Source organism: Fodinicurvata fenggangensis DSM 21160 (assembly GCF_000686045.1).
GTDB classification, from domain to species: Bacteria; Pseudomonadota; Alphaproteobacteria; order Kiloniellales; family DSM-21159; genus Fodinicurvata; species Fodinicurvata fenggangensis.
Genome location: NZ_JMLV01000002.1, coordinates 333,733 through 357,964, shown reverse-complemented (window position 1 = coordinate 357,964; position 24,232 = coordinate 333,733). Strand labels below are relative to the sequence as shown.

The 24,232-nt window shown below is 59.9% G+C and carries 23 protein-coding genes; 9 read left to right on the top strand and 14 right to left on the bottom strand.

All coding sequences use genetic code 11. The features are described 5' to 3' along the window. Window positions 1-32 precede the first annotated feature (32 nt). On the top strand, window positions 33-1,289 hold the full coding sequence (gene rho / locus BP38_RS0104855; RefSeq protein ID WP_026986815.1) for a transcription termination factor Rho: 1,257 nt from the start codon (window positions 33-35) through the stop codon (window positions 1,287-1,289). 91 nt (window positions 1,290-1,380) lie between these two features. Here the strand turns inward: rho and BP38_RS0104850 are convergent, their stop codons facing one another. From BP38_RS0104850 to BP38_RS19060, 3 genes are read right to left on the bottom strand one after another with little or no spacing between them, the layout of a single operon-like run. Next, window positions 1,381-2,358, bottom strand: a complete 978-nt coding sequence (locus BP38_RS0104850) for a quinone oxidoreductase family protein (RefSeq protein ID WP_026986814.1) — start codon at window positions 2,356-2,358, stop codon at window positions 1,381-1,383. Between the two features lie 16 nt (window positions 2,359-2,374). Beyond that, a complete protein-coding gene (locus tag BP38_RS0104845; RefSeq protein WP_026986813.1) occupies window positions 2,375-3,073 on the bottom strand; it encodes a dienelactone hydrolase family protein in 699 nt (232 codons plus the stop codon). Window positions 3,074-3,123: 50 nt separating this feature from the next. After that, a complete protein-coding gene (locus BP38_RS19060) occupies window positions 3,124-5,220 on the bottom strand; it encodes a thioredoxin domain-containing protein (RefSeq protein WP_035723609.1) in 2,097 nt (698 codons plus the stop codon). Window positions 5,221-5,349: 129 nt separating this feature from the next. On the opposite strand from BP38_RS19060, the gene BP38_RS0104835 reads away from it, so the two are divergent. The 7 genes from BP38_RS0104835 to BP38_RS0104805 all read left to right on the top strand — a co-directional run bounded on the left by BP38_RS0104835 (window position 5,350) and on the right by BP38_RS0104805 (window position 12,091). Further along, window positions 5,350-5,625 carry a DUF6489 family protein gene (locus tag BP38_RS0104835; RefSeq protein WP_026986812.1) on the top strand — a complete coding sequence of 92 codons (276 nt, stop codon included), beginning with the start codon at window positions 5,350-5,352 and terminating at the stop codon, window positions 5,623-5,625. Window positions 5,626-5,686: 61 nt separating this feature from the next. After that, the gene (locus BP38_RS19055) at window positions 5,687-6,301 is read left to right on the top strand and encodes a nitroreductase family protein (RefSeq protein ID WP_081816456.1); all 615 of its coding nucleotides are present in this window, start codon (window positions 5,687-5,689) and stop codon (window positions 6,299-6,301) included. Further along, a complete protein-coding gene (gene mnmE, locus BP38_RS0104825; protein WP_026986811.1) occupies window positions 6,298-7,653 on the top strand; it encodes a tRNA uridine-5-carboxymethylaminomethyl(34) synthesis GTPase MnmE in 1,356 nt (451 codons plus the stop codon). Before BP38_RS19055 ends, mnmE begins: the two co-directional genes overlap by 4 nt. A 75-nt stretch (window positions 7,654-7,728) precedes the next feature. Next, a complete protein-coding gene (gene mnmG, locus BP38_RS0104820; RefSeq protein WP_035723606.1) occupies window positions 7,729-9,603 on the top strand; it encodes a tRNA uridine-5-carboxymethylaminomethyl(34) synthesis enzyme MnmG in 1,875 nt (624 codons plus the stop codon). Window positions 9,604-9,611: 8 nt separating this feature from the next. Then, the gene (gene rsmG, locus BP38_RS0104815) at window positions 9,612-10,247 is read left to right on the top strand and encodes a 16S rRNA (guanine(527)-N(7))-methyltransferase RsmG (RefSeq protein ID WP_035723603.1); all 636 of its coding nucleotides are present in this window, start codon (window positions 9,612-9,614) and stop codon (window positions 10,245-10,247) included. A gap of 14 nt (window positions 10,248-10,261) precedes the next feature. Beyond that, complete coding sequence (locus BP38_RS0104810) at window positions 10,262-11,089, top strand: ParA family protein (protein ID WP_026986808.1); 828 nt, start codon at window positions 10,262-10,264, stop codon at window positions 11,087-11,089. Between the two features lie 51 nt (window positions 11,090-11,140). After that, a complete protein-coding gene (locus BP38_RS0104805) occupies window positions 11,141-12,091 on the top strand; it encodes a ParB/RepB/Spo0J family partition protein (RefSeq protein WP_026986807.1) in 951 nt (316 codons plus the stop codon). Window positions 12,092-12,114: 23 nt separating this feature from the next. Here BP38_RS0104805 and holA read toward each other — a convergent pair whose 3' ends face one another. From holA to BP38_RS0104750, 11 genes are all read right to left on the bottom strand, one after another. Further along, the gene (gene holA / locus BP38_RS0104800; protein WP_026986806.1) at window positions 12,115-13,170 is read right to left on the bottom strand and encodes a DNA polymerase III subunit delta; all 1,056 of its coding nucleotides are present in this window, start codon (window positions 13,168-13,170) and stop codon (window positions 12,115-12,117) included. A gap of 33 nt (window positions 13,171-13,203) precedes the next feature. After that, window positions 13,204-13,821 (bottom strand): LPS assembly lipoprotein LptE, encoded by a 618-nt coding sequence (lptE, locus tag BP38_RS0104795; protein ID WP_026986805.1) that lies wholly within the window; start codon window positions 13,819-13,821, stop codon window positions 13,204-13,206. After that, entirely contained in the window at window positions 13,808-16,384 is a 2,577-nt protein-coding gene (gene leuS / locus BP38_RS0104790) for a leucine--tRNA ligase (RefSeq protein WP_026986804.1), read from the bottom strand. The genes lptE and leuS overlap by 14 nt, the downstream gene beginning before the upstream one ends. 136 nt (window positions 16,385-16,520) lie before the next feature. Beyond that, window positions 16,521-17,066 (bottom strand): DUF3576 domain-containing protein, encoded by a 546-nt coding sequence (locus tag BP38_RS0104785; RefSeq protein ID WP_026986803.1) that lies wholly within the window; start codon window positions 17,064-17,066, stop codon window positions 16,521-16,523. A 141-nt stretch (window positions 17,067-17,207) separates the two neighbouring features. Continuing rightward, entirely contained in the window at window positions 17,208-17,795 is a 588-nt protein-coding gene (locus BP38_RS0104780; protein ID WP_026986802.1) for a hypothetical protein, read from the bottom strand. A gap of 170 nt (window positions 17,796-17,965) precedes the next feature. Then, window positions 17,966-18,493 (bottom strand): hypothetical protein, encoded by a 528-nt coding sequence (locus BP38_RS0104775; RefSeq protein ID WP_155992200.1) that lies wholly within the window; start codon window positions 18,491-18,493, stop codon window positions 17,966-17,968. Between the two features lie 175 nt (window positions 18,494-18,668). Beyond that, complete coding sequence (gene hslO, locus BP38_RS0104770) at window positions 18,669-19,622, bottom strand: Hsp33 family molecular chaperone HslO (protein WP_026986800.1); 954 nt, start codon at window positions 19,620-19,622, stop codon at window positions 18,669-18,671. Continuing rightward, window positions 19,619-20,545 (bottom strand): ornithine carbamoyltransferase, encoded by a 927-nt coding sequence (argF, locus tag BP38_RS0104765; RefSeq protein ID WP_026986799.1) that lies wholly within the window; start codon window positions 20,543-20,545, stop codon window positions 19,619-19,621. Before argF ends, hslO begins: the two co-directional genes overlap by 4 nt. Before the next feature lie 4 nt (window positions 20,546-20,549). Continuing rightward, complete coding sequence (locus tag BP38_RS0104760; protein ID WP_026986798.1) at window positions 20,550-21,731, bottom strand: aspartate aminotransferase family protein; 1,182 nt, start codon at window positions 21,729-21,731, stop codon at window positions 20,550-20,552. Window positions 21,732-21,864: 133 nt separating this feature from the next. Next, window positions 21,865-22,647: an ABC transporter permease gene (locus BP38_RS0104755; protein ID WP_026986797.1), complete on the bottom strand. Its 783-nt coding sequence runs from the start codon at window positions 22,645-22,647 to the stop codon at window positions 21,865-21,867. A gap of 13 nt (window positions 22,648-22,660) precedes the next feature. Beyond that, complete coding sequence (locus tag BP38_RS0104750) at window positions 22,661-23,434, bottom strand: ABC transporter permease (RefSeq protein WP_026986796.1); 774 nt, start codon at window positions 23,432-23,434, stop codon at window positions 22,661-22,663. A 174-nt stretch (window positions 23,435-23,608) separates the two neighbouring features. On the opposite strand from BP38_RS0104750, the gene BP38_RS19050 reads away from it, so the two are divergent. Then, window positions 23,609-24,226, top strand: a complete 618-nt coding sequence (locus BP38_RS19050; RefSeq protein ID WP_051608978.1) for a regulatory protein RecX — start codon at window positions 23,609-23,611, stop codon at window positions 24,224-24,226. The last annotated feature ends 6 nt before the right edge of the window (window positions 24,227-24,232 follow it).

Here is a 24,232-nt window from a genome sequence, read left to right as displayed (position 1 = left end):
CTCCCAAGCCAACACGCGTCAGAGCACCCACAATGAATCTCGCAGAACTCAAAGCCAAGTCACCGGCAGATCTCCTGGCCTTTGCCGAGGAGCTAGAAATCGAGAACGCTGGCACCCTGCGCAAGCAGGACATGATGTTTGCCATCCTCAAGCAATTGGCCGAGAACGACGTTGCCATCTATGGCTCGGGCGTTCTCGAGGTGCTGCCAGATGGTTTCGGGTTCCTGCGCAGTCCCGAGTCCAACTACCTGCCCGGGCCGGATGACATCTATGTCAGCCCTAGCCAGGTACGCCGCTTCGGTCTGCGGACGGGGGATACAGTCGAGGGTGAAATCCGCTCGCCGAAGGACGGGGAACGCTATTTCGCGCTTCTGAAGGTCAACTCGATCAATTTCGATCCGACGGAAGCGACCCGTCACCGGATCAATTTCGACAACCTGACCCCGCTCTATCCGGAAGAGAAACTGAACCTGGAAGTCGAGGATCCGACGATCCGGGATATGACAAGCCGCGTGATCGACCTGACGACGCCATTGGGCAAGGGACAGCGTGGACTGATCGTGGCGCCGCCGCGCACCGGCAAGACAATGATCCTGCAGAACCTGGCACGGTCCATCGCGACGAATCATCCGGATATCTACATGATTGTCCTGCTGATCGATGAGCGTCCGGAAGAGGTCACCGACATGGATCGCTCGGTGAAGGGTGAAGTTGTTTCCTCGACCTTCGACGAGCCGGCCCAGCGCCATGTGCAGGTCGCCGAGATGGTGATCGAAAAGGCCAAGCGTCTGGTGGAGCACAAGAAGGATGTCGTGATCCTGCTGGATTCCATCACGCGGCTCGCGCGTGCCTATAACACTGTCGTTCCCTCTTCGGGCAAAGTCCTGACAGGTGGTGTGGATGCCAATGCCCTGCAGCGTCCAAAGCGGTTTTTCGGTGCGGCGCGCAACATCGAGGAGGGCGGAAGCCTGACCATCATCGGCACCGCCCTGGTGGACACCGGAAGCCGCATGGACGAAGTGATCTTCGAGGAGTTCAAGGGCACTGGCAACTCCGAGATCGTCCTGGATCGCAAGCTGGCCGACAAGCGGACCTTCCCGGCCATCGACATCGCCAAGTCGGGCACCCGCAAGGAAGAGATGCTTGTGGAAAAGAACACCCTTTCAAAGATGTGGGTGCTGCGCCGTATCCTGATGCCGATGGGAACCGTGGATTCCATGGAGTTCCTGCTGGACAAGCTGAAGCAGTCCAAGAACAACGCCGATTTCTTCGCTTCCATGAACCAGTAGGCTGGCCGTCCCCGATCATGGGAAGCCGCCAGGGGGACAGGACCGGTGCCGCTCACCTGTCCTGTCCGGTTTCTCGGCTCGATTATCAGGCTTACGGCAACAGAATCGTGGAGCCGGTCGTTTTCCGGGCCTCCAGGTCACGATGTGCCTGCGCCGTCTCCGATAGCGGATAGGTCTGGTTGATCTCGATCTTGACCGCGCCCGATTGCACGACTTCAAAGAGTTCGTTTGCACTGGCCACCAGGTCCGCTCGCTTGGCCGTGTAGGCCATCAGTGAGGGTCGCGTCACGAACAGGGAACCCTTGGCGGCCAGCAGGCCCAGATCGAAAGCTTCGACGGGACCGGAGGCGTTGCCGAACGAGACCATTGTTCCCATGGGCTGCAGGCAGTCCAGCGAGGCTTCGAAGGTTTCCTTGCCGATCGAATCATAGACGACTGGAACGCCAACACCGTGTGTCAGTTCCTTCACCCGGGCGACGAAATCCTCGGTCCGGTAGTTGATGGTGTGAGTACAGCCGTGGGCCTTGGCCAACTCTGCCTTCTCATCGGATCCCACGGTCCCGATGACCTTGACCCCCAGCGCCTTCAGCCACTGAGAGGCGATCAGGCCGACACCCCCGGCAGCAGCATGGAACAGCACGGTTTCGCCCGCCTTTACACGGTAGGTCCGGCGGATGAGGTACTGGACCGTCATGCCCTGCAACATCATGGCAGCAGCCGTCTGGTCATCGATGCCATCGGGCAGGCGGACCAGACGATCCGCAGGCATGTTGCGCTCCTGGGCATAGGAACCGATGGGAGGAGATGCGTAAGCTACGCGCATCCCTTCTTTCAGTTCCTCAACGCCGTCACCGACCGCCTGGATCGTCCCGGCGCCTTCCAGACCGATGGTCACCGGCGGTTCCCCGGTCGGATAGAGACCGGTTCGATGATAGACATCGATATAGTTCAATCCCACGGCTGCGTGTTTCAGACGCACTTCACCCGGTCCGGGCGCGGGCAGGTCCACATCTTCCCAGACGAAGACCTCGGGGCCTCCATGCTCATACAGGCGGACGGCTTTGGTCATGTTCTTGAACCTCCGATCAACTCAGGTTGGACTTGAGGAAGGACAGAGTGCGGCTGTTCGCAGTCTCGGCCGCCTGTGGGTCGTAGTGTTTTCCTCCTTCACGGGCAAAGGCGTGGTTGTTGCCCTGATAGACGTGGGTCGTGACCCTGGGGTGGTCAGCCAGTTCCTTCTGTACCTTTTCGCGGCCTTCGGCCGGAAAGAACTCGTCCTCCGAGGCAATATGAAGCATCAGCGGCTTGGTGATGGAATCGGCTTCACCCAGCAGGTCATCCAGACCAACCCCATAGTAACTGACATTGGCATCGGCGTCCGTACGGGTCGCCATCATGAAGGCCAGACGACCCCCCAGGCAGTAGCCGATCGAACCGACCTTGCCGGTGCAGTCCTTGTGGTCTCTCAGGAAATCAACGGTGGACTGAAGGTCTTCGATGCCCTTGTCCTGGTCGAAGCGTTTCATGTAGCCGAAAGCCTGTTGCCATTCCTCGTCCGTCTGGTCGGTCAGCTGGACGCCGGGCTCGAGGCGCCAGAAGAGGTCCGGACAGCAGGCGAGATAGCCTTCACCGGCCAGCCAGTCACAGAGGTCCTGCATGACCTTGTTCACGCCGAAAATCTCCTGGATGACGACAATCCCGGCCGTTAACGTCTCCTTCGGCTTGGCCAGATAACCAGTGAAGCTGCCGCTGCCGTCCTTGGAAGTGATCTTCACATCGGTCATAGAAATGCTCTCCTCGTTGCTTGGAATGATTGGGGTAAGTCTTTCAGGTTTCAGGTGTTTGCCGAAAAGGAAAGGTCCGTCGGGGCCGCCTTGCGTTCTTCAAGCAGAGCTTGGCGCAGCTTCGCTTTGTCTTGCAAGGGCAGTGAACACCGCTGGCCGCGGCAGAGATAAGCGGTCTCCTGTCCATCGATGGCTGTCTTGCCGTTTGCCGGGTGGGTGGAGGGCAGCTTGTCCTGGTTTTTAGGCTGCAGAATGACCCGGTTGGGGACACTGGTGGCCGCGATGGTTTCCAACAGTTCGTTGCGTGCCCCATCGGCACCGCCGAATATGACGAGCTGCAAGGCATCCTGAAGCATCACGGCGCCATTCAGCAGCGTGGCATAGGGAAAGACGGTGCGTTCCAGTTCCCCGGAAAATACGGCAAGCAACCCCTCGCAGCGGTGGAGATAGTGCTCCTGGCCCGTCAGGTGATAGAGCCGTGCAAGAACATCGGCCAGGGAGCCATTGCCCGAGGGTGCGGCGTTATCGTGGGCGTTCTTTGGTCGCATGACCACGTCGTCGCTGTCGTCGGCCGTAATGAAGTATCCGCCATGCTCCTTGTCCCTGAAATGGGCCTCAACGGTTTCCGCCCAGCTTTCAGCCTGTGCCAGAAAGGATTCTTCCGCCGTAATCTCGTAGAGGGTGAGGGCGGCAGCCGACATCTGTGCATAGTCGTCCAGCATGCCCTTGTGCTGCAATTGGCCGTGCCGCCAGCTATGGAAGAGCCGGTCACCATCGGACATCTCGTTCTGTACGAAGGTAAAGGCGTTTCGGGCCGCTTTCAGCCATTCAGGCTTGGCGAAGGTGAAGCCGACACGCGCCAAGGCGGAGATGGTCAATCCATTCCAGTCCGCCAGAACCTTGTCGTCCCAGCCAGGACGGACACGTTTGCTGCGTTCTCTGAAAAGGCGTTCCCGGGCGCGCGCAAGCTGTTCTTCCTCTTCATCAGAACGGAATTCAGAATGCCTTGACCGGTTGAGAATGGTCTTTCCTTCCCAGTTACCGCCTGGACTTACATCATAGACCTGTTTGAAGAGCATACTGTCCGTGCCGAGAATGCGGTCGATTTCTGCTTCATTCCAAACATAGAAGCGGCCTTCCTCTCCCTCACTGTCGGCATCGAGTGAGCTGGCAAATCCGCCACAAACGGCTCCTCCCGGTTCGCGTTCGGCCATCATCTCGCGCAACAGCCAGTCCACAGTTTCGTGAATGCGCTTTGCATAGAGGCTGTGTCCGGTTTCCTTCCAGGCTTCGTTCAGAAGATCGAGAATCTGGGCATTGTCATAGAGCATCTTCTCGAAGTGAGGGACGAGCCATTTGTCATCCGTGGCATAACGGGCGTAGCCACCGCCCAGGTGGTCGTAAATTCCACCCTGACTCATGCGCTCCAGGGTTCTTAGGACGGCATTGCGCTCTTCGTCCCGGCCGCTGCGGAGCCCGGCCAGCCAAAGCAGCTTCAGGATGGGTGGTTGGGGAAATTTGGGAGCGCCACCCAACCCCCCTTCCACCGGGTCGACATGACGAACAAGGCTGCGTGCTGCGAGGTCATGGGCTTGAAGGGAAATGCCTTCGCCGGCTTGGGGAGTCGAAAGCTTCTGCAGGGCTTCACGCAGGGCCGCTACATTCTGCTGCACGGCTTCGGGTTTGTCGTGATAGGCCTGGGACATGGCCTGAAGCACGTCCGTAAAGCCTGGACGGCCAAAGCGTGCTGTCGCCGGAAAATAGGTTCCGCCCCAATAAGGCTCTCCCTCGGGAGTCAGAAACATGGTCAGGGGCCATCCGCCCTGTTCGCCGAGCAGGGCCAGGGCGGACTGGTATATCCCGTCCAGGTCGGGCCGCTCTTCGCGATCCACCTTGATGTTGACGAACATGCGGTTCATCTGCTCGGCGATCTGGGGATTCTCGAAGGATTCGTGGGCCATGACATGACACCAGTGACAGGCGGCATAGCCCACCGACAACAGGATGGGCTTGTTCTCGCGGCGTGCCTTGCCCAGTGCTTCCTGACCCCAGGGGTGCCAGTCGACGGGGTTGTGCCGATGCTGCTGCAGGTAGGGACTGGTTTCTCCGGCAAGTCGATTTTCCGGGGCTGTGGGCTGTTCGCTCATGGCTGTCCTTTGCGCACTGAGGCATTTCCCCTTATATGGAGGGCAGGGGTCGGGGCAGACAAGCGGGGAAGGAGACTTTCCTTGCGTCGCTGCCATCCCGGTCCAAGTCAAAAGCGGGAGCCCGTTTCCATGAAAATCAAGATAGATATAGATTGTACACCTGAGGAAGCCCGCAGTTTTCTGGGTCTTCCCGATGTGGCCCCGATGCAGAAAGCGGCCATGGAAGAGATTGAAAAGCGCATGCTTTCCGGATTGCAGGCCATGGATCCCGAAACCCTTTATAAAACCTGGCTGCCGAGTTCGATGCAGGGTTGGGAGCAATTGCAGAAGACTTTCTGGAGCCAGTTTACAGGGGGAGGCAACCAGGAACAGGAGAAATCGGGCAAACAGACGGACAAGGAATGAGCTCCACGGATAAATTGCCCCTGACGACCAGAAGCCTCAATTGGATGGGAGTTCCGCATATATGGATGCCATGACTTTGCTGCACGGACGGCGCTCGGCCGATGCCAAGAAACTTGCCGAACCTGCGCCGCGTGAAGAGGAATTGACTCAGATTCTGGAGGCTGGGCTTACGGCACCGGATCATGGCGCTTTGCAGCCCTGGCGCTTTTTCCTGATCACGGGACAGGCACGCGAACGTCTGGGCGACCTTTTTGTCGAGGCAACGTGCGCCCGGGAACCGGACATGCCGGCAAAGAAGCTGGAAGAGCAAAGGGGCAAGCCCTTGCGCGCGCCACTGATCATAGCGGTGGGTGCGCGCATCAATGCGGAACACCCCAAGGTGCCCGTCATCGAGCAGTATGAGGCCGCAATGGCGGCATCGCAGAATATGCTGCTGGCAACGGAAGCGTTGGGCTATGGCGGGGTGTTTCTGAGCGGTCCGAACACCTACGACGAACAGGTCAAGGCAGCCTTTGGTCTGGAAGGCAAGGATGCCCTGGTCGGATTTCTTTACATCGGTACGCCTCGGGAGCCACTGAAGGAGAAGAGGCGTCTTTCGCCCTGGCAGGTGACCCGCAGCTGGTTCGGGCCCGGCGTAATGGAACCCTGGGCCCAGCCGACTGACAAGAAGGAATGAACAGCGCCTGTCCTGATAGCACGGTCTATGCCCTGTCATCCGGGAGGGGCCGTTCGGCTGTTGCGGTTGTGCGCCTGTCAGGTCCCGCTTGCGGCGCTGTTCTGGATCGTCTTTGTGGCACGCGACCGCCGGCGCGTGAAGCACGTGTCAGATCCATCAGGGACCCCATAAGTGGTGAACTTCTGGACCGAGCCTTGGTGCTGTGGTTTCCCGGCCCGGGGAGTTTTACAGGAGAGGATAGTGCGGAGTTGCACCTGCATGGCAGTCAGGCGGTGGTTTCGGCCGTTCTGCGGGTTCTTTCGGGCTTTGAAGGCGTCCAGGCGGCAGGACCGGGTGATTTCACCAGGCGTGCGTTTGACAACGAAAAGCTGGACTTGAGCGAGGTTGAAGGGCTTGCTGACCTTATCGATGCCCAGACAGATGTACAGAGGCGACAAGCCCAGCGTCAGTTTGATGGAGCGCTGTCGGACCAGGTGGAAAGCTGGCGGCACAGACTGATTCGCCTGGCGGCTCATATGGAAGCCACGATCGATTTCAGCGACGAGGAAATTCCGAATGGGCTCCTGGAGCGCAGCTTGCTCGGGATAAAGGAACTTCGTGAAGAGCTGCAGGACTTCCTGGCCACAAGCCATGTCGGCGAGCGTATTCGCCAGGGGTTTCAGGTCACGCTTCTGGGGGCCCCGAACGCGGGCAAATCCTCACTCTTGAATAAATTGGCCAGACGCGAAGCCGCAATTGTCTCGGACATGGCGGGCACGACCCGCGATGTCATTGAGGTGGCGATGGATATCGCCGGCTTTCCGGTCATCCTCAGCGATACAGCGGGATTGCGTCAGGACGGGTCTGCGGACGCAATTGAAGCGGAAGGCATGCGCCGTAGCCAGATGCGGGCAGAGGAGGCGGATCTCAAGCTTGTGCTCTTTGATGGACTGGAGATCGCGCAGCCCGACAGGGGTGGATTGGGGCTGTTGGACGACAAGGCCATCGCCGTGATCACGAAGCGAGACGTGATGAGACAAGACCCGCCCGCCAGCTTTAAGGGGCACAAGGCCTATCATCTCTCCGCAAAGACGGGTGAGGGCCTTGAAAAACTGCTGGAAGCCATACAAGAGCAACTCACCAGGCTCCATGCAGAAACGGATGAAGCACCCGTACTGCTGACACGTCAGCGTCACCGGGAAAGCCTTGAGGATTGCGCCGCGGCGCTTGAGCGTGCGGAATCGGCGCCGGACATTTCCTTGATGGCCGAAGATATCCGCCATGCCTTGTCCACACTTGGACGGATAACCGGCCGGGTCGATGTGGAGGATTTGCTGGACGTCATCTTCCGGGATTTCTGTATAGGAAAATGACTGTTTCACGTGAAACAGAGTCCGTCAGCCTTTGTCAGCTTGACTTCTGATGGGCCACTCACGCATTTTCCGCCCATGATGGACAAGCAAGAGACATGGGATGTGATCGTTGTTGGAGGCGGTCATGCCGGCTGCGAGGCTGCGGCCGTGGCGGCGCGCTGTGGGGCCAGCACCCTTCTGGTGACTCACAAGAAATCCACGCTTGGGGTCATGTCCTGCAATCCCGCGATCGGCGGCCTGGGGAAGGGGCATTTGGCGCGCGAGATCGATGCCTTGGACGGCCTGATGGGGCGCGCTATCGACCAGGCCGGTATCCAGTTCCGTGTCCTCAATCGCAGCAAGGGCCCAGCCGTTCGTGGCCCGCGCGCCCAAGCGGATCGTCGTCTCTACAGGGAAGCAATACAGACTTTCCTGTCTCAGCAGGATCATCTGGATATCCTGGAAGGCTCTGTCGAGGACCTGTTGATGCAGGACGGCCAATGCGAAGGTGTGGTGACTGCGGATGGGCGAGTGCTCAAGAGCGGAAGCGTGGTCCTGACCACCGGCACCTTCTTGCGCGGATTGATTCATATCGGGGACCGAAAGATTCCCGCAGGTCGAGTTGGCGATGAACCGGCCAGCGGCCTGGCGTTACGGTTGGAGGAGGCCGGTTTTGCGCTGGGGCGTTTGAAGACGGGGACACCCCCCCGACTGGATGGCAACAGCATTGACTATGACAGCCTGGAATCACAACCAGGCGACGATCCGCCGGAGCCTTTTTCCTGGATGACGGATCGTATCCGCCAACCACAGATCCACTGTCATATCACGCATACTTCTGCGGCCGGACATGCCCTGATACGCGACAATCTTCATCGCGCTCCTTTATATTCGGGTCAGATCGATTCCACGGGACCGCGGTATTGTCCTTCGATCGAAGACAAGGTGGTTCGCTTTGCCGACAAGGACAAGCATCAGATTTTCCTGGAGCCAGAAGGTCTGGATGATACCACGGTCTATCCGAACGGGATCTCGACCTCGTTGCCGGAAGATGTCCAGGCGTCTCTTCTGAAGACCATTCCGGGTTTGGAGAACGCACGCATTCTGCAGCCCGGCTATGCCATCGAATACGATTATGTAGACCCACGTGAATTGGGATGTGATCTACAGACATCACGCATACCGGGCCTCTATCTTGCCGGCCAGATCAATGGCACGACAGGCTACGAAGAAGCCGCCGCTCAGGGCCTGATGGCCGGTCTCAGCGCAGCGCTGAAAGCAGGAGGGCAGGAACAGCCGGTCCAGCTGGATCGCGCTGAGGCCTACATCGGGGTACTCATCGACGACCTGATCACGCGGGGCGTCACGGAACCCTATCGAATGTTCACGAGCCGGGCGGAGTATCGCCTCCATTTGCGCGCCGACAATGCGGATCAACGTCTGACGGATAAAGGACTGTCCTGGGGCTGCATCGGACAGGTGCGCCTGGAGCGGCATGCGGACCGGAAGTCCCGTCTCGAAGAAGCCATGCAGCTTGTCCGTTCCCTGGAGGCGACACCCGATGCCCTGCGCAAGGCAGGTTTCTCGATCAATCGCGATGGACAGCGCCGCAAGGCCTTCGACCTGCTGCGCTATCCGGACATCACGCTTGAGCGATTGAAGTCCTATTGGCCCGAATTGGGCCATTTGGAACCCTCGATTGCGGATCAAATCGAGATAGACGCCCGTTATGCCGCTTATCTTGAACGCCAGGAAGCGGACATACGGGCCTACCGCAAGGATGAAGCGTTGGAATTGCCAGAAGATCTGGATTATGGCCGGATTTCAGGGCTTTCCAATGAGGTTCGGGAAAAACTAGAGGCTGCGCGTCCTGCGACTCTTGGTGCAGCGGGGCGAATACCTGGAGTAACGCCTGCTGCCACGCTGCTTTTACTGCGCCACGTTCGGCGCCGTCGACCCGCAGCTGCGTGAGTCAATCGGTGTCTCACTACACGGAACATGACTTTTCGCGGGAGCTGAATGTTTCACGTGAAACGTTGGAGCGTTTTCAGGTTTATGCCGCTCTGCTGCGGAAGTGGAACGAACGGATCAATCTGGTGAGCCGTTCGACCTTGCCGGACCTTTGGCGCCGTCATTTCCTGGATTCGGCACAGCTTCTTGCATTCATGAACGGAAAGTCCAACGCGACATTGCAGTTCCTCGATCTCGGAAGCGGAGCGGGTTTTCCCGGACTGGTGCTCAGTTTGCTGGGAGCAGGAGAGGCGCATCTTGTCGAATCCGACACACGAAAATGTGCGTTCCTGAGGGAAGTTTCACGTGAAACAGGAAGCCAGGCCATAATTCATAATCAGCGTATTGAGAGTCTGGCTGTTCCTTCAATGGATTACGTAACGGCCCGTGCCTGCGCGGGGCTGGACCGGCTTGTGGATTATGCGGAACCGCATCTCAAAGAGGGCGGTTATTGCCTGTTCCTGAAGGGCGCAAGATTGGATGAAGAATTGACGCTTTTACGGAAAGCAGGGAAGATGCCAGCAGATCCTTGCAAGGCGGAGGTCATGGCCAGCCGCACCGACAAGGAGGGCCGAATTCTTCGTCTCGGTCCGTTCACTCGTTGATCAGGGACAGCCTCATGAGCGACAACACTGCCAAGACCACGAAATCGGACCCCCGCATACTGGCTGTTGCCAACCAGAAAGGCGGTGTCGGCAAGACCACGACGACAATCAACTTGGCCACAGCCCTGGCGGCCTGCGGAGAGAAGGTCTTGATCATAGACCTGGATCCCCAGGCCAATGCAACGACAGGTCTTGGTCTTGAGCATGATGAATCCCGCAAAACGGTCTATGAAGTCCTGCATGCCTCCTCGCAGCTGGATGATGTGGTGCTGCCAACGCGTGTTCCGAACCTGGATGTGTTGCCTTCATCCGTGGAGCTGTCCGGGGCCGAATTGGAGCTGGTCAACCTCCCGCAGCGGGATCGGCGGCTCGCCGAGGCCTTGCTGCGCAGTGCGCGAGACTGGGACTATATCCTGATCGACTGTCCCCCGGCACTTGGACTTCTGACAGTCAACGCCCTGGTGGCGGCCCATGCGCTGGTGGTGCCACTACAGGCGGAGTTCTATGCGCTGGAAGGTCTGAGCCATCTGCTGAAGACCGTCGAACGGGTTCGCCAGACACTGAATCCGGATCTAGAGCTTCAAGGGGTTGTGCTGACCATGTTCGACAGCCGCAATAACTTGTGCAACATGGTTGCGGATGATGTGCGGGCTTTCCTGGGAGAGCGGGTTTACGAGACGGTTATTCCGCGTAACGTTCGCGTTTCCGAGGCGCCGTCTCATGGCAAGCCGGTCCTGCTCTATGATCTGCGCTGCGCAGGATCCCAGGCCTACCTGCATCTGGCCCGCGAAGTCCTGCGCCGTGAGGGGCGCGCCCTGACAACGGAAGCCCTGGCGTCCTGATCGCGCTGTCGTGCGCGTCCCCGGTGGGTTGAAGAAGGAGCACAAAGCGATATGAGCGAATCCCAGTCGTCGAAGCGCAATAACCTGGGACGTGGCCTGGCCTCACTGCTTGGGGAAGCCGCGGGTGACTATGCAGATCTGGACCGTCAGCGGGCTAACAAGACCGTGCCGATTGAGCATCTACACCCCAGCCGGGTGCAACCCCGGCGTCATTTCGACGAAGCAGCCCTGGACTCCCTGGCTGAATCCATAAAGGCACAGGGGCTTTTGCAGGCCATTCTGGTCCGTCGGCATCCCGAGCGTCCATCGGAGTATGAGATCATTGCGGGCGAACGGCGCTGGCGGGCCGCTCAAAGGGCCCAGCTGCACGAAGTCCCGATTCTCGTGCGCGAGCTGGATGACGGTACGGCGCTCGAGCTTGCGATTGTCGAGAACGTACAGAGGCAGGACCTCGACCCTATCGAGGAAGCGGAAGGTTATCGCCGTCTGATCGATGACTTTTCCCACAGCCAGGAAGAATTGAGCCGTCTGATCGGGAAAAGCCGCCCTCATATCGCCAATACTCTGCGCTTGCTCAACCTGCCTGACCGGGTCAAGGAGCGTGTGGGCGACGGCAGTCTCTCTGCGGGTCATGCGCGCGCCTTGCTTTCCGCAGAGGAACCGGAACGTCTGGCTGAAGAAGTGGTGCGTCGCGGTTTGACCGTGCGGGATACCGAACGCCTGGTCAGCAGCCGAAAAGCCGGTGCAGGTGAGACGGACGCCCAGGGCAAGTCTGCCTCAGCGACCAGGAAGGCCGGCTCAAACAAGACGAGTGCGGCCAAGGATGCCGATACGCTGGCTCTGGAACGCGATCTTTCATCCCTGCTGGGACTGAAGGTGAATATCGAGCTGCATGGCAATGGCGAGGGCGGAGTTCTAACGGTTCACTACGATACGCTCGATCAGCTTGACGATGTGCTGCGGCGTCTGAACCAGACCCCGGCTCAAGACAGCGGTTTGTGAATTCCGTGTTCCATCAATAGCCGTTATTGCGAGCGGCGGTTTGTCCGCGGCCTGTTGCGCTGCCTCGGGGCACCACGGGCTATGGCAAACAGACTGTCAGAACAAAGCAGGTTGTCGGCCGCGCCCGTCTTCTTGCAGGCGGCCTCTGTTTCCATCAAGCGTTCGAGCGCACGAGTCAGGTGCCCGATTGGCCAGGTCCGGGCCTGGGTCTTGAATCGATCCGCCACTTTCCAGAAGACCGGCGGCCGCAGCTTTTTCATGGCTGTGTCGATATCCTCTCCGCTTGCCAGAAGACCGGCCGTGAGGTGCAGGCGTTGAAAATGACGTGAAACGGTCCGCAGCACTGCCACCGGACTTACGCCTTCATCCAAACTGCGATTCAAAGTCCGTTCGAGTTCCGAAAGCCGCCCGTCTGCCACGGCAAAGGAAAGATCGTCCAGGGAAAGTGCCGCGGAATCGCCGATGCTGGTGCGCGCATCATCCAGATCGATGGTTCGTTTGTCCGCGGCATAGAGGGAGAGTTTCTCGAGCTCTCGGCGGGTCAATTGCCGGTCACCCCCCAGATTGGCAGCCAGATAGCTGCGTGCCTCCTGGTCCAGCTGCTGACCCTGTTCCTGGAAAAAGGCATCGATAAAGCGGCCAAGGTTGGCGCCTTCATCGCGATAACAGGCAACGGCGGCTGCAGATTCGCCCGCTTTCTCGAAAAGCTTCACCAACTCCGATTTGCGGGGTATTTCGCCGGCTTCGGCAATCAGAAGGGCATCACCCGGAAGTTCTGTCAGATAATCCCGCAGCAGTCCGGCCTCATTGCCCAGACCGCGCAGGCGTATGACGCGCTGGCCTCCGGAAAAGGATAGCGACGAGGCCTCATCATGCAGGCGTGCGGGCTCGTCCTTTACTTGCGCAGGTGTAAGCTCGACAAGACGAAAGGGGTCGTCGATTTCCCCAAGAACCGAACGAACCGCTGCGTTCGCGCGTTCTTCCACCAATCCACGATCCGGCCCATAGAACAGCAGGGCGCGGTAGTCGAGAGGCCCGGCCTTGACCTTCTTGTCGAATTGTTCGCCCTTCAGTTCCATCGCTCAGGCATATGCCAATGTACAGATGGCGAATCAATCATCGCCCTGGAACGTGGCTTCGTCCTCGTCATCCTCGTCATAGGTGGACCAGGCTTCGGGCGAGGGGCCCTGGGTATGGATTTCCGGTCCGATGCCTTCTTCCCTGGCAGCGAAAAACAGGCCGATGCGCCGCTGGATCTCCTGGGCAAGTCCCTCCAGGGCCCGTTCCTTACCGTCCTGTTCGGACACAAAGGTGGCAAAACCCGATGGATTGACGTTGTAGCCGACGGTGCCGATGGCCAGGCCGCCGGTCTGGTCCTGTCGTGTCTGGCTGTCCTGGAGCGCAAAGTTGGCCTCGATCGTGAGGTTCTCGCGCGTTGCCGTTTCACTGCGACGCACGGCCGTGAAGTCACGAGATTCTCGCAGCCGCACCACCAGGACATAATCGGGGTCAGTGGGCTGCCCATACGGATTGAGGCGATTTCGCAGCTTGTTATGAAGGATCTGTCCTTCACGATCCGGAATAGGCGCTATGCGGATTGAAGAAAAAGCTTCCTGGCTGGTTTCTCCCATGCTTCCCGGTGCATAGAGCGGCCGCACCGAGCAGGCGGCAAGCAGGACGCCTGCGGTCAGGACAATGGCCAGGGCAATGAGTTTCCTAGAGTACGACATTGACGATCCGGTTCGGCACGACGACCACTTTACGCGGTTCCTTGCCCTCAAGATAGCGTTGAACGGTTTCGTCGCCTAGCGCGGCTTCACGCAGCACGCTTTCTTCGCTGTCACGCGGTTGTTGCAGCTTGGCGCGCAGCCTGCCGTTCACCTGAACGGCTATGGTGACGGTTTCGTCCTGGACAAGGCTGGTATCAGCTACCGGCCAGTCCTGAACGGCGAGCAGATTGTCGTGACCCAACGCCTGCCAAAGCTCCTCCGCCAGATGGGGCATCATCGGTGCGATCAAGCGAACCAGGCTCTCGCATCCTTCCCGCAGGGCCCAGGCCATGCCTTCCTCATTCCGCGCTGCGGTGGCCGAAGACAGGGTGTTCGTCAACTCGTAGAGGCGCGCCACGGCCTTGTTAAAATGAAAGGCCTCGATGTCCTCGGTCATGCCCTGGATCGTCTTGTGAACCTGCCGACGCAGGCCCAGAGCCTTCTCACCGAAAGATTTCGGACAGGCCAAGCCGGCCGGTGGCAACAGCTTGTCTTCGGCCGTCTCACGCACTAGGCGCCAGAGACGTTGGGTAAAGCGCCAGGCCCCTTCGATGCCGGAATCCGTCCATTCCATTTCACGGTCGGGGGGGCTGTCGGACAACATGAACCAGCGGGCCGTATCGGCGCCATAACTGTCGATGATCTCAGCCGGATCGACAGTGTTGCGCTTGGATTTGCTCATCTTCTCGACACGGCCGACGGAAACCGGATTGCCGTCCGAATCCACAAGGGCGCCTGCCGAATCACGCGTTACATCTTCAGGTGACAGCCACCGGCCGTCCTGAGCGCGGTAGGTTTCGTGACAGACCATACCTTGGGTGAACAGCCCGGCAAAAGGCTCCTCCACATTCAAATAGCCCGCCTTTTTCAGGCCGCGCGTGAAGAAGCGGGAATAGAGCAGGTGAAGAATGGCATGCTCGATTCCGCCGACGTACTGATCCACAGGCAGCCAATAGTCCACATCCCGACGCTCGAGCGGGGTGTCCTCTGCCCGTGGACTGCAGAAGCGTGCGAAGTACCAGGAGGAGTCCACGAAGGTATCCATGGTATCGGTATCCCGCTGAGCCGCACCACCGCAACTGGGGCAGTTCACATGCTTCCAGGTCGGGTGATGGTCCAGGGGATTGCCCGGCTTATCGAAGGAAACGTCACGCGGCAGCTCGATGGGCAGCTGTTCCTTGGCCACAGGCACCGGCCCGCAGTCCGGACAGTGTATGACCGGGATGGGACAGCCCCAGTAGCGCTGTCTGGAGATGCCCCAGTCGCGCAGGCGGAACTGGACCGTGCCCTTGCCAAGGCCTTCCGCCTCCAGGCGTTCGATAACCTTGCGCTTGGCATCGGGAACGGGCAGGTCGTTCAGGAAATCGGAATTGCAGAGTACGCCGTCGCCCGTATAGGCCTCGTTCCGGATGCTCCATTCGGCAGAAGGCACGTCCTTCGGTCGCACCACCGGAATGACGTCCAGGCCGTACTTGCGGGCGAAATCCAGGTCGCGCTGGTCATGGGCCGGACAGCCAAAAATCGCGCCCGTGCCGTATTCGACGAGGATGAAATTGGCCACGTAAAGGGGCAGCGTCTTGCCCTCGACGAGCGGATGCCGCATGCGCAGGCCCGTGTCGTAACCCCGCTTCTCCGCCTTCTCGATCGCTTCTTCGCTTGTGCCCAGGCGATCACATTCGGCGATGAAGTCCTTGAGCGCAGGGTCCCGCTCAGCCAACTCGACTGCCAAGGGGTGATGCGGGGAAAGCGCCCCGAAGGTGGCACCGTACAGAGTGTCCGGACGGGTACTGAAGACCTCCAGGGGCTCTTCGCGCCCCTCGATGTCAAAAAAGACGCGTGCACCCTCCGAGCGCCCGATCCAATTCTGCTGCATCAAGCGGACTTTCTCGGGCCAGCGTTCAAGGTCGTCCAGGCCGTCCAGAAGCTCGTCTGAGAATGCAGTGATCCGGAAAAACCACTGCGAAAGGCGACGACGTTCGATATCCGCGCCCGAGCGCCAACCCTTGCCATCGATGACCTGCTCATTGGCCAGGACGGTCTGGTCGACCGGGTCCCAGTTGACCCAGGATTCCCGCCGTTCAATGAGCCCGGACTGCATGAAGTCGAGGAACAGGGCTTGCTGGTGACTGTAGTAACCTGGATGGCAGGTGGCGAATTCACGGCTCCAGTCGATGGACAGCCCCATGGACTTCAACTGGGCGCGCATGGCATCGATGTTGGAATAGGTCCAATCGGCCGGATGCACATCACGTTCGGCGGCAGCATTCTCGGCCGGAAGTCCGAAGGCATCCCAGCCCATGGGGTGCAGGACGTTGAAACCGCGGGCACGCTTGAAGCGCGCAATCACATCCCCGATCGTGTAGTTCCGCACATGCCCCATGTGGATGCGTCCGGAAGGATAGGGAAACATCTCCAGGACATAGTACTTGGGGCGCTCGGGATCCGTCTGGGTCAGGAAGCAGTCAGCCGTCTCCCAAGCCTTCTGCCACTTGCTTTCGGTTTCCTTCGGATTGTAACGACTCATGTTTTCTGGTCCGCGGCGGATTTCACAGGGCTGCGCCGCGGAGCCATTTTCCGGCGAGCGGCGTATCGCCGTGAACCTCTTCCGCCTTCTTTACTGACTATGGATTGGATCGGTTAGTGGAGGCGAAATCCTACGTTCAATTAAGGCCGGCGATACGAAGTTCGCGCGCACGGGTCAGGATGGAATCCTCGATTTCCCGGTTGCTGTCCGGCTCTACGTCGGCGTCAATCCAGTTGCCATTCTGGTCGCGCTCCTGACGGAAGACCGTCGCCCGCACTCCATCCGCACGCAGATCGCGTCCCAGGATGAAGACGTTGACCTTGAAACGCTCGTCCGGGGTTTCAGGGGGCGTGTACCATTCGGTCAGAATCACGCCGCCAAAGGGATCCGCAGAGGCCAGGGGCATGAAGGACAGGGTATCCAGCGAGGCGCGCCAGAGATAGGCATTCACGCCAATCCCGGAACCGCCGCCACCCTGCTGGGGATCTTCTTCGCGCTCGCCGACTAGTAGGATACCGTCTGTTCCGAAAACGCCGGGTTCGGTTTCGGACTGATAGACGGTACGTCCTCTCCTGTCGGTTTCGACGGGATAGTCGTACTCCCGCTCCGTGGAGGAGCAGGCGAGGAGCAGACCGGAAAGACTCACAACGGCAAAAAACCGGAAGAGCTGGCTTGTTTTCATCTGGATCACGTTCCGCATAGGCTTGACAACGCGGTCTGGCAGACCGATGCGCGGCACTATGCCAGCATTTCCCCCGCAGGTAAAACAGATCGTTGTGTCGATACAGGGATTTGTTTTGTCTTCCGTCTGGCACGCCTGGAGTCAGCTGTTCCAGTCGTTGCCCTGATTGTCCCGGTCATCCAGATTGGGATTGTTGCGGGGAAACAGGGCGCGGCTGATATCCTGCAGGCTGCGGTGCAGCTGTGGGTCATCCGGCCCTTCGATTCCCTCGGGCAGCGAAACCCGGGTGCTGGTCACACGGCTGCCACCCCGGCAATAGGCCGCAAAGATTCTGCGGGACTGGCCATCAGCCGCCGAGACGCTTTCCAGATCGTGGCCGCGCGTCATGCCGCAGACTTCGCTTGCCGCCGTGCTTTCCGGTGTATCGAAGGCCAGGACCACGCCCCAGCCACCACGCTCATCCGCTGAGGTTCGTGGACGAATCTCAACCTGTGGCGCATAGCCGGGCACGCGCATGTGATCTGCAAAGGAGGCGGCCGCCTCTTCGGAGCTCAGGCCATAGGGTGCGCCGTTGACTGAAAGCGGCAGGCCATCATCCTTGCCAGCCCACCAGAGATCACTGACCTTGTAGGAGGGCTCGATGGTTACCGGGTCCATGGTAATCGCGGTGCAGCCGGCAAGAACTCCGCCCGTAAGCAGGACGGCGAATGCGGCGGAAAGGCGTTTCATGAGATCACCCTGAGCGCTTTGCTGTCATTTCCAATTCTATCCTAAGAATTGGGTGGCGAAGATGCAAAGTCATCCCCTTGCCAGCGGAATTCACTCAAGAGTGATCGGCTTCCTCTGCGGCTTGCGCGGCCCATGGCTTGTGCGGGCCAGTGTACACGACAGAGATTGCCTCAGGATTGCAGCCACTCACCCAGGTTCTCTCGCATGGCCTGTTCCATCTCTCGGTCGAAACGGCGCATCAGGTCCTCGGTCAACTGGAACCAAATGGCTTCGCGCTCCGTCAGGCTAGCATCTTCGGGGACGGTTACGGAGCGCCTGACATCAGCGCGTACGGTCTTGGTTTGGCCGCTCAGGCGGTCGCTGATCTCAAGCTCCACGCGCAAGCGCCCGTCATAGCGTTCGCTCTGGTCAATCACGAAGAAACGCTTCAACCCCTGAGTGGTGGGCAGCTCCTCCTGGATGACGGAAGCCTCGAGTATCCTGAAACGGGCCTGCGCTTCGCCCCCAGCGGCCTTCAGGCGTTGCCGACCCCAACGCTCCGCAACATCAGGCAGTGGATCGGGGAAGCGATGACCGACATGAGGGGCCTGTCGGGGCATCTCGTAGTCCTGCTGGATCTCGACCCTGTTCACCTGGAGCACCAAAGGTTGCAGGTGACTGAAACCGATTGCCGCGAAATTGTTTTGCGGCGGCGTCATTTCACAACCGGAAAGGACAACAACGCTCGCAAACGAGGCTAGAAGCGAACGGCGGGATAGGGGCGACATCGTCTTGTGACCTCGGTTTCTTGTTGGCCGGTATGCTTTCCTCTGCCCTTTCCTAGAAGCGGAATAAGGCAAAGCCAAGACAGATGGCGTTGCCGTTAAGCCGCGTTCAGGACTCTGTCGTGCCTGTTCCCTGCAGCAGCATATCGAGTTCCTGCGGCGAAAGGTGATAGTCGGTGTTGCAGAACTCGCACTTCATTGTCACCGAGCCGTCTTCGTGACTGAGATCGCGCACCTGGTCCTCGGGCAGCGAACGGATCACATTCAACACCTTCTCGCGTGAGCAGCGACAGTTGGAATCGAGTTTCTGCGGATCGAAAACCCTGACCCCGTCCTCGTGGAAAAGGCGGAAAATCAGGCGTTCCGCCGAAATGGACGAATCCACCAGCTCATCCTCGGTACAGCTGGACATGAGGATCAGGGCCCGACGCCAGTCTTCCTCCAAAATGTCGGTCACATCGCCTTTGGTGCTGTCCGGCAGGCGCTCTAGCAGCATGGCGCCGCCGCGCCAACCGTGCTCGGTCCGGCTCACCGCCACCAGGATACCGGCATTGATCTGTTGGGACTGCCGGAAATAGTGGCGCAGAGAATCGGCCAGGCGCGGGCCCTGAAGCTCCACCATACCTTGATAACGCTCGCTGTTCTCTCCCTGATCCACGGTGAAGGCCATGTAGCCTTCGCCCAGCCATTCCACGATGTCTTCCGGTTGGTCGCCGACTTCCTGGCGCAACTGGGACACGGCGTCTGCATCGTATCCGACATAGCCACGCAGGCTGCCGCTGCTGGTCATGTCGCTGACCATGGTCTTGAGCGCGCCATCCGCCTTGACCTGCAGCGTGAAGATGCCGTCGTACTTCAGGGTGCTGCCGAGCAGGCTGCCCAGGGCCACGAGTTCGCCCAGCAGGGAAGCGACAGGGTCGGGCAGGTCGGCGCGCTGCAGGATGGTATCGAGCACGCTTCCAAGACGAACATAGCGCCCCCGGATACCGGTTCGCTCGATCAGGAAGGGCTGAACCAGGTCGTCGTCGGGGGTGTAGTCAACGGGGCGCTCTTCTTCGGTCATGTCAGACACCAGAGCAGGATTCCCTTCTGTGCGTGCAAGCGATTTTCAGCTTCATCCCAGACCACGGAACGCGGTCCGTCTATGACACCCGTGGTCACCTCCTGTTCGCGATGCGCTGGCAGGCAATGCATGAAGATGGCCTCGTCCTTGGCCAGGGCGAACAGGTCTTCGGTGACCTGGAAGGGTTTGAGCAGATTGTGCCGGCGCATGGAATCTCCGACATCGTCCCCCATGGACACCCAGGTATCGGTGACGACGCAATCGGCATTCTTCATGGCGCTCTGCACGTCGTCGGTGACCTGGATACGGCCACCTTCCTGCTGACCCCAGGCAACGACTTCGCGCGGCGGGGAAAGCGCAGCCGGGCAGGCCAGGCGCAACTCGAATCCGAAACGAACCGCCGCATGAATCCACGAGCTTGCCATGTTGTTGCCGTCACCCGACCAGACGACGGTTTTCCCCTCGATGGGCCCCAGATGCTCCTCGAAGGTCATGACATCCGCCATCAGCTGGCAGGGGTGCGTGCGGTCGGTCAGTCCATTGATCACCGGAACCGTGGCAAACTCCGCAAGCTCCAGGAGTTTTTCTTCCTTGGTGGTGCGGATCATGATGGCATCCACATAGCGGGACAGCACACGGGCCGTGTCGGCAATGGTCTCGCCACGGCCAAGCTGTGAACCGCTGGGCTCCAGTACGATGGGCTCGCCACCCAGTTGACGAATGCCGACTTCGAAGGAAACGCGGGTGCGCGTCGAGGGTTTCTCGAAGATCATGGCGAGCGACTTGCCAGCCAGAGGCTTTTCCGCGCCGGCACGCCCGGATTTGCAGGCCTTGCCCAGGTCGAGGATCTTTCTCAGTTCCTCGGATGAGAAGGTGTCGAGGTCTAGAAAGTGACGAAGTCCGGGTTTGCTTGCGCTGGACATGATGCTACTCCGCAGCCTGGCGAAAGTCTTCCGCCACTGAATTCAGTATGCCAATCGCCCTTTCGACCTCGGCCTCGGTGATGATAAGCGGTGGCAGAAGGCGAACGACATTGTCACCCGCCCCGACCGTTAGCAGGCCTTTCTGGCGCAGGGCAGCGATCACATCCGTATTGGGCACAGCACAGCGCAGGCCGAGCAGAAGTCCCATTCCTCGTACCTCGGCATAGACGTTCGGGTGCCGCTGGACCAGGTCCTCCAGCTGTCCGCGCAGGTTCCGGCTGACGGCCTGCACCTGGGCCAGGAAGCCGTCTTCCAGCATCACGTCCATCACGGCATTGCCGCAGGCCATGGCCAGGGGATTGCCGCCGAAGGTCGTGCCGTGGTTGCCGGGACCGAAGGAGCGCGCGACCCCTTCCGTAGCCAGCAGGGCGCCGATGGGAAATCCGCCCCCCAGCCCCTTGGCCAGCATCATGATATCCGGGGCAATGCCGGCCTGTTCATAGGCAAAGAGCGTTCCCGTGCGGCCCATGCCGCACTGGATCTCGTCGAAGACCAGGAGCAGTCCCGATTCATCGCAGATCTGCCTGAGCGCCCGCAGGTAATCCAGTTCCGGAGCACGAATACCCCCCTCGCCCTGGATCGGCTCCACCAGAATGGCGGCGGTCTCGTCGGTAATGGCGGCGCGCAGTTCATCGGGGTCTTCGAAAGCCACCTGGGTAAAGCCGGGGACATGCGGCGCAAAGCCGGCCATGTACTTCTCGTTGCCGGCGGCGGAAATTGCGGTCAGGGAGCGTCCATGAAAGGCCCCGTTGCAGGTGATGACCTGCCAGCGATCCGCTTCCCCCCTGTCGTCGAAGTACTTGCGGACCAGCTTCGCGGCCGCCTCGAAGGCCTCGACACCGGAGTTGCAGAAGAAGACACGGTCAGCAAAGGAATTTGCCGCCAGGCGTTCAGCCAGGCGCTCGCCTTCGGGAATGCGGAACAGGTTCGAGCAGTGCCAGAAACGTGCGGCCTGATCCTGCAGGGCCTTGACCAAGTGTGGATGCGCATGGCCCAGTGACGTCACGGCGATGCCGCTGGCAAAATCCAGGTAGCGGTCCCCTTCCCGGGTGATCAGATAGGGGCCTTCACCGCGCTCGAACGCAATGTCGGCACGGGCGTAGGTATTCATCAAGGCATCACTCACGTCAGCAATCCTTATTTTCTGCTGCCAAGGCTGTCATCCTGCGCGGCTTTCGCCCGCACAACGGGAAAGGCGTGACGATGCCGGGTTGCCCATGACCTGTCAACGCTGGCCCCGGCTGCCGTCGCGCGTGCGTTCAGGTCGTCACGCGGTATCCACGCGCAAAGAGGCGCCAGGTGAAATAGAGCAGGAAGAGACTCGGCAAGAGGGCCAGGAGGGGGCTGAGGAACCCGGTGCTCTCCAGGGTGCCGGTAAAGCCACTGCGGAAGCCGTCGATGATGTGGAAGACGGGATTGCCAAGGATGGCCAACTGGCCGCCGTCTGGCAGGCTGTCCAGAGTGAAGAAGGTCCCGGAAAGCAGTCCCAGGGGCAGGACCAGGAAATTCTCCACCAGTGCGAACTGGTCCCACTTTTCGGCCCAGAGTCCGGTCAGACTGCCAATCAGGGCAAAGAGAACACAGCCTACAAGGGCAAAGCCGGCACTGCGCCAGGGTGCATCCAGGGGGATATCGATGAAGACGGAAAAGAGCGCCAGCATGATTGCGCCGGTGATCAGGCCACAGCAGATACCGGGCAGAACATAGCCGGCCAAGCGTTCCAGCGGGGAAAGGGGTGCCATCATGACGTCCTGGATCATGCCTTCCATGCGATCGAACAGCAGGGGAAAGCCAACGTTCTCGAAAGCGCTTGAGAACATGCCCCAGGCGATCAGGCCGGGAACCAGGAACTGCAGGGCATCCACGCCGGGCTGAAAGGCCGTGCCTTCCGGCAGTGCCACAGAGAAGACAAGCAGGAAAAGCAGGCCCATGCTGGCTGTCCCGCCGGCCATTTCCGGCAGGCTGCGCAGATAGCGCAGCAGTCCACGGCGGAGAAGAGCCCAGAGTCCGCGCCAGTTGGGACCGGAAGACAGCCTGGACACTTGACGCTCCGTTCTATGGCTTGAGCTTGTAGCCCGTGGCCAGCATCCGGTAGGTCAGCGTCCAGAGAATGACGTTGACCCCGGCCACGATCAGGGCGCCCATCCAGATGGGGCTGTCGCTGTGACCGATGATTCCATAGCGGAAACCGTCGATCAGGTAGAAGAAGGGATTCAGGTGCGCCACGAAGACCCAGTTTTCCGGCAGGCGCTCCACCGAATAGAAGGTTCCGGACAGGAAGGACAGGGGCATGATCACAAAGTTCGTCACGGCTGCGATGTGATCGAATTTGTCGGCCCAGACACCGCCGAGAATCCCCAGAAGCGAGAGCATCATGGATGCGTTGATGGCGTAGTAGATGATGGCCAGCGGATCATGGATGCCGTAGCGCACGAAGGGCCAGACGGCCAGGCCGGCCGCAAACCCCACCAGCAGGCCGCGCGTCATGCCGCCACCCACATATCCCAGGGTCAGTTCGCCCGGCGACAGGGGGGGCATAAGCACGTCGACGATGTTGCCCTGAACCTTCGCGATCACCAAGGAGGAGGAGGTGTTTGCAAAGGAATTCTGCAGCATCTGCATGATGATCAGCCCGGGGGCCAGGAATTCCGGATAGGGAATGCCCGCAACCGACATGGAGCCCCGGCCGAGCGCCAGCGTGAAGACAGCCAGGAACAGAAGCGACATGACCACGGGTGCGACCACCGTCTGGGTCAGCACGTTCAGGAAGCGCCGGACTTCCTTCAGGTAAAGTGTCCAGAGGCCCATTAGGTTGAAGCGGCCCAGCATGCGTGGACCAACCTGCGTGGCCGGCTTTGCGCCGGATTCCTCTGTTGCAGGCGAGGCGGTTGTAGGCGTATCGCTGATCTCGGTCATGCGCTAGGAGATATACCCGGGGCAGACGGGAAACAAGCGCACTGGTTACAGTTCGCATCTGCGTACGGCACATGGCAGACTATATTCATGGACAGCACAGGAAGACAGGAAAGCGCCTCAGGTGACTCGGAAAAGTCGAAACAGCGGCGGCAACCACGCCGGATAACGCCGGCTTACCTGGAACGGGCCGCGCTTTTCTATCTTGAGCGTTATGTGAGTTCCGAAGCCAACCTTCGGCGCATCCTGCGGCGCAAGGTGAAACGCTCTTTCGAGGTGCATGGCGGAGATTTCGAGGAAGCCGATCGTTGGATCGAGGAGTTGATCGTTCGCTTGCGGCGCAACGGATTCCTGGACGATGCAGCCTATGCCCGCGGCCTGGCGCGCAGTCTGCACCGGCGAGGCAAGTCAGCGCGCGCTATCGAGGGCAAGCTGCGCGAAAAGGGAGTTGAGGCTGCGCAAATCGAAACAGCCCTCAGGGAATTGGAAGAGGATAAACCGAATTCGGAATTCCGTGCTGCCGTTGCTTTTGCCCGCCGACGCCGGCTCGGACCCTTTCGTGAAACGCAGGCGCGTGAAGAACGGCGCACGCGGGATCTTGCCGCGCTGGGGCGTCAGGGGTTCAGCTATGCGCTTGCAAGGCGCGTGATCGAAGCCGAGGATGCAGAGGAATTGGAGGCGATGCTGGCGAACGAAGCAGCAGTATAGCCGGAC

Excerpts from the sequence above, each read along its gene's own strand:
- rho (WP_026986815.1), top strand. The coding sequence starts at position 33 with ATGAATCTCGCAGAACTCAAAGCCAAGTCACCGGCAGATCTCCTGGCC.
- BP38_RS0104850 (WP_026986814.1), bottom strand. The coding sequence starts at position 2,358 with ATGACCAAAGCCGTCCGCCTGTATGAGCATGGAGGCCCCGAGGTCTTC.
- BP38_RS0104845 (WP_026986813.1), bottom strand. The coding sequence starts at position 3,073 with ATGACCGATGTGAAGATCACTTCCAAGGACGGCAGCGGCAGCTTCACT.
- BP38_RS19060 (WP_035723609.1), bottom strand. The coding sequence starts at position 5,220 with ATGAGCGAACAGCCCACAGCCCCGGAAAATCGACTTGCCGGAGAAACC.
- BP38_RS0104835 (WP_026986812.1), top strand. The coding sequence starts at position 5,350 with ATGAAAATCAAGATAGATATAGATTGTACACCTGAGGAAGCCCGCAGT.
- BP38_RS19055 (WP_081816456.1), top strand. The coding sequence starts at position 5,687 with ATGGATGCCATGACTTTGCTGCACGGACGGCGCTCGGCCGATGCCAAG.
- mnmE (WP_026986811.1), top strand. The coding sequence starts at position 6,298 with ATGAACAGCGCCTGTCCTGATAGCACGGTCTATGCCCTGTCATCCGGG.
- mnmG (WP_035723606.1), top strand. The coding sequence starts at position 7,729 with ATGATGGACAAGCAAGAGACATGGGATGTGATCGTTGTTGGAGGCGGT.
- BP38_RS0104810 (WP_026986808.1), top strand. The coding sequence starts at position 10,262 with ATGAGCGACAACACTGCCAAGACCACGAAATCGGACCCCCGCATACTG.
- BP38_RS0104805 (WP_026986807.1), top strand. The coding sequence starts at position 11,141 with ATGAGCGAATCCCAGTCGTCGAAGCGCAATAACCTGGGACGTGGCCTG.
- holA (WP_026986806.1), bottom strand. The coding sequence starts at position 13,170 with ATGGAACTGAAGGGCGAACAATTCGACAAGAAGGTCAAGGCCGGGCCT.
- lptE (WP_026986805.1), bottom strand. The coding sequence starts at position 13,821 with ATGTCGTACTCTAGGAAACTCATTGCCCTGGCCATTGTCCTGACCGCA.
- leuS (WP_026986804.1), bottom strand. The coding sequence starts at position 16,384 with ATGAGTCGTTACAATCCGAAGGAAACCGAAAGCAAGTGGCAGAAGGCT.
- BP38_RS0104785 (WP_026986803.1), bottom strand. The coding sequence starts at position 17,066 with ATGAAAACAAGCCAGCTCTTCCGGTTTTTTGCCGTTGTGAGTCTTTCC.
- BP38_RS0104780 (WP_026986802.1), bottom strand. The coding sequence starts at position 17,795 with ATGAAACGCCTTTCCGCCGCATTCGCCGTCCTGCTTACGGGCGGAGTT.
- BP38_RS0104775 (WP_155992200.1), bottom strand. The coding sequence starts at position 18,493 with ATGACGCCGCCGCAAAACAATTTCGCGGCAATCGGTTTCAGTCACCTG.
- hslO (WP_026986800.1), bottom strand. The coding sequence starts at position 19,622 with ATGACCGAAGAAGAGCGCCCCGTTGACTACACCCCCGACGACGACCTG.
- argF (WP_026986799.1), bottom strand. The coding sequence starts at position 20,545 with ATGTCCAGCGCAAGCAAACCCGGACTTCGTCACTTTCTAGACCTCGAC.
- BP38_RS0104750 (WP_026986796.1), bottom strand. The coding sequence starts at position 23,434 with ATGCTGGGCCGCTTCAACCTAATGGGCCTCTGGACACTTTACCTGAAG.
- BP38_RS19050 (WP_051608978.1), top strand. The coding sequence starts at position 23,609 with ATGGACAGCACAGGAAGACAGGAAAGCGCCTCAGGTGACTCGGAAAAG.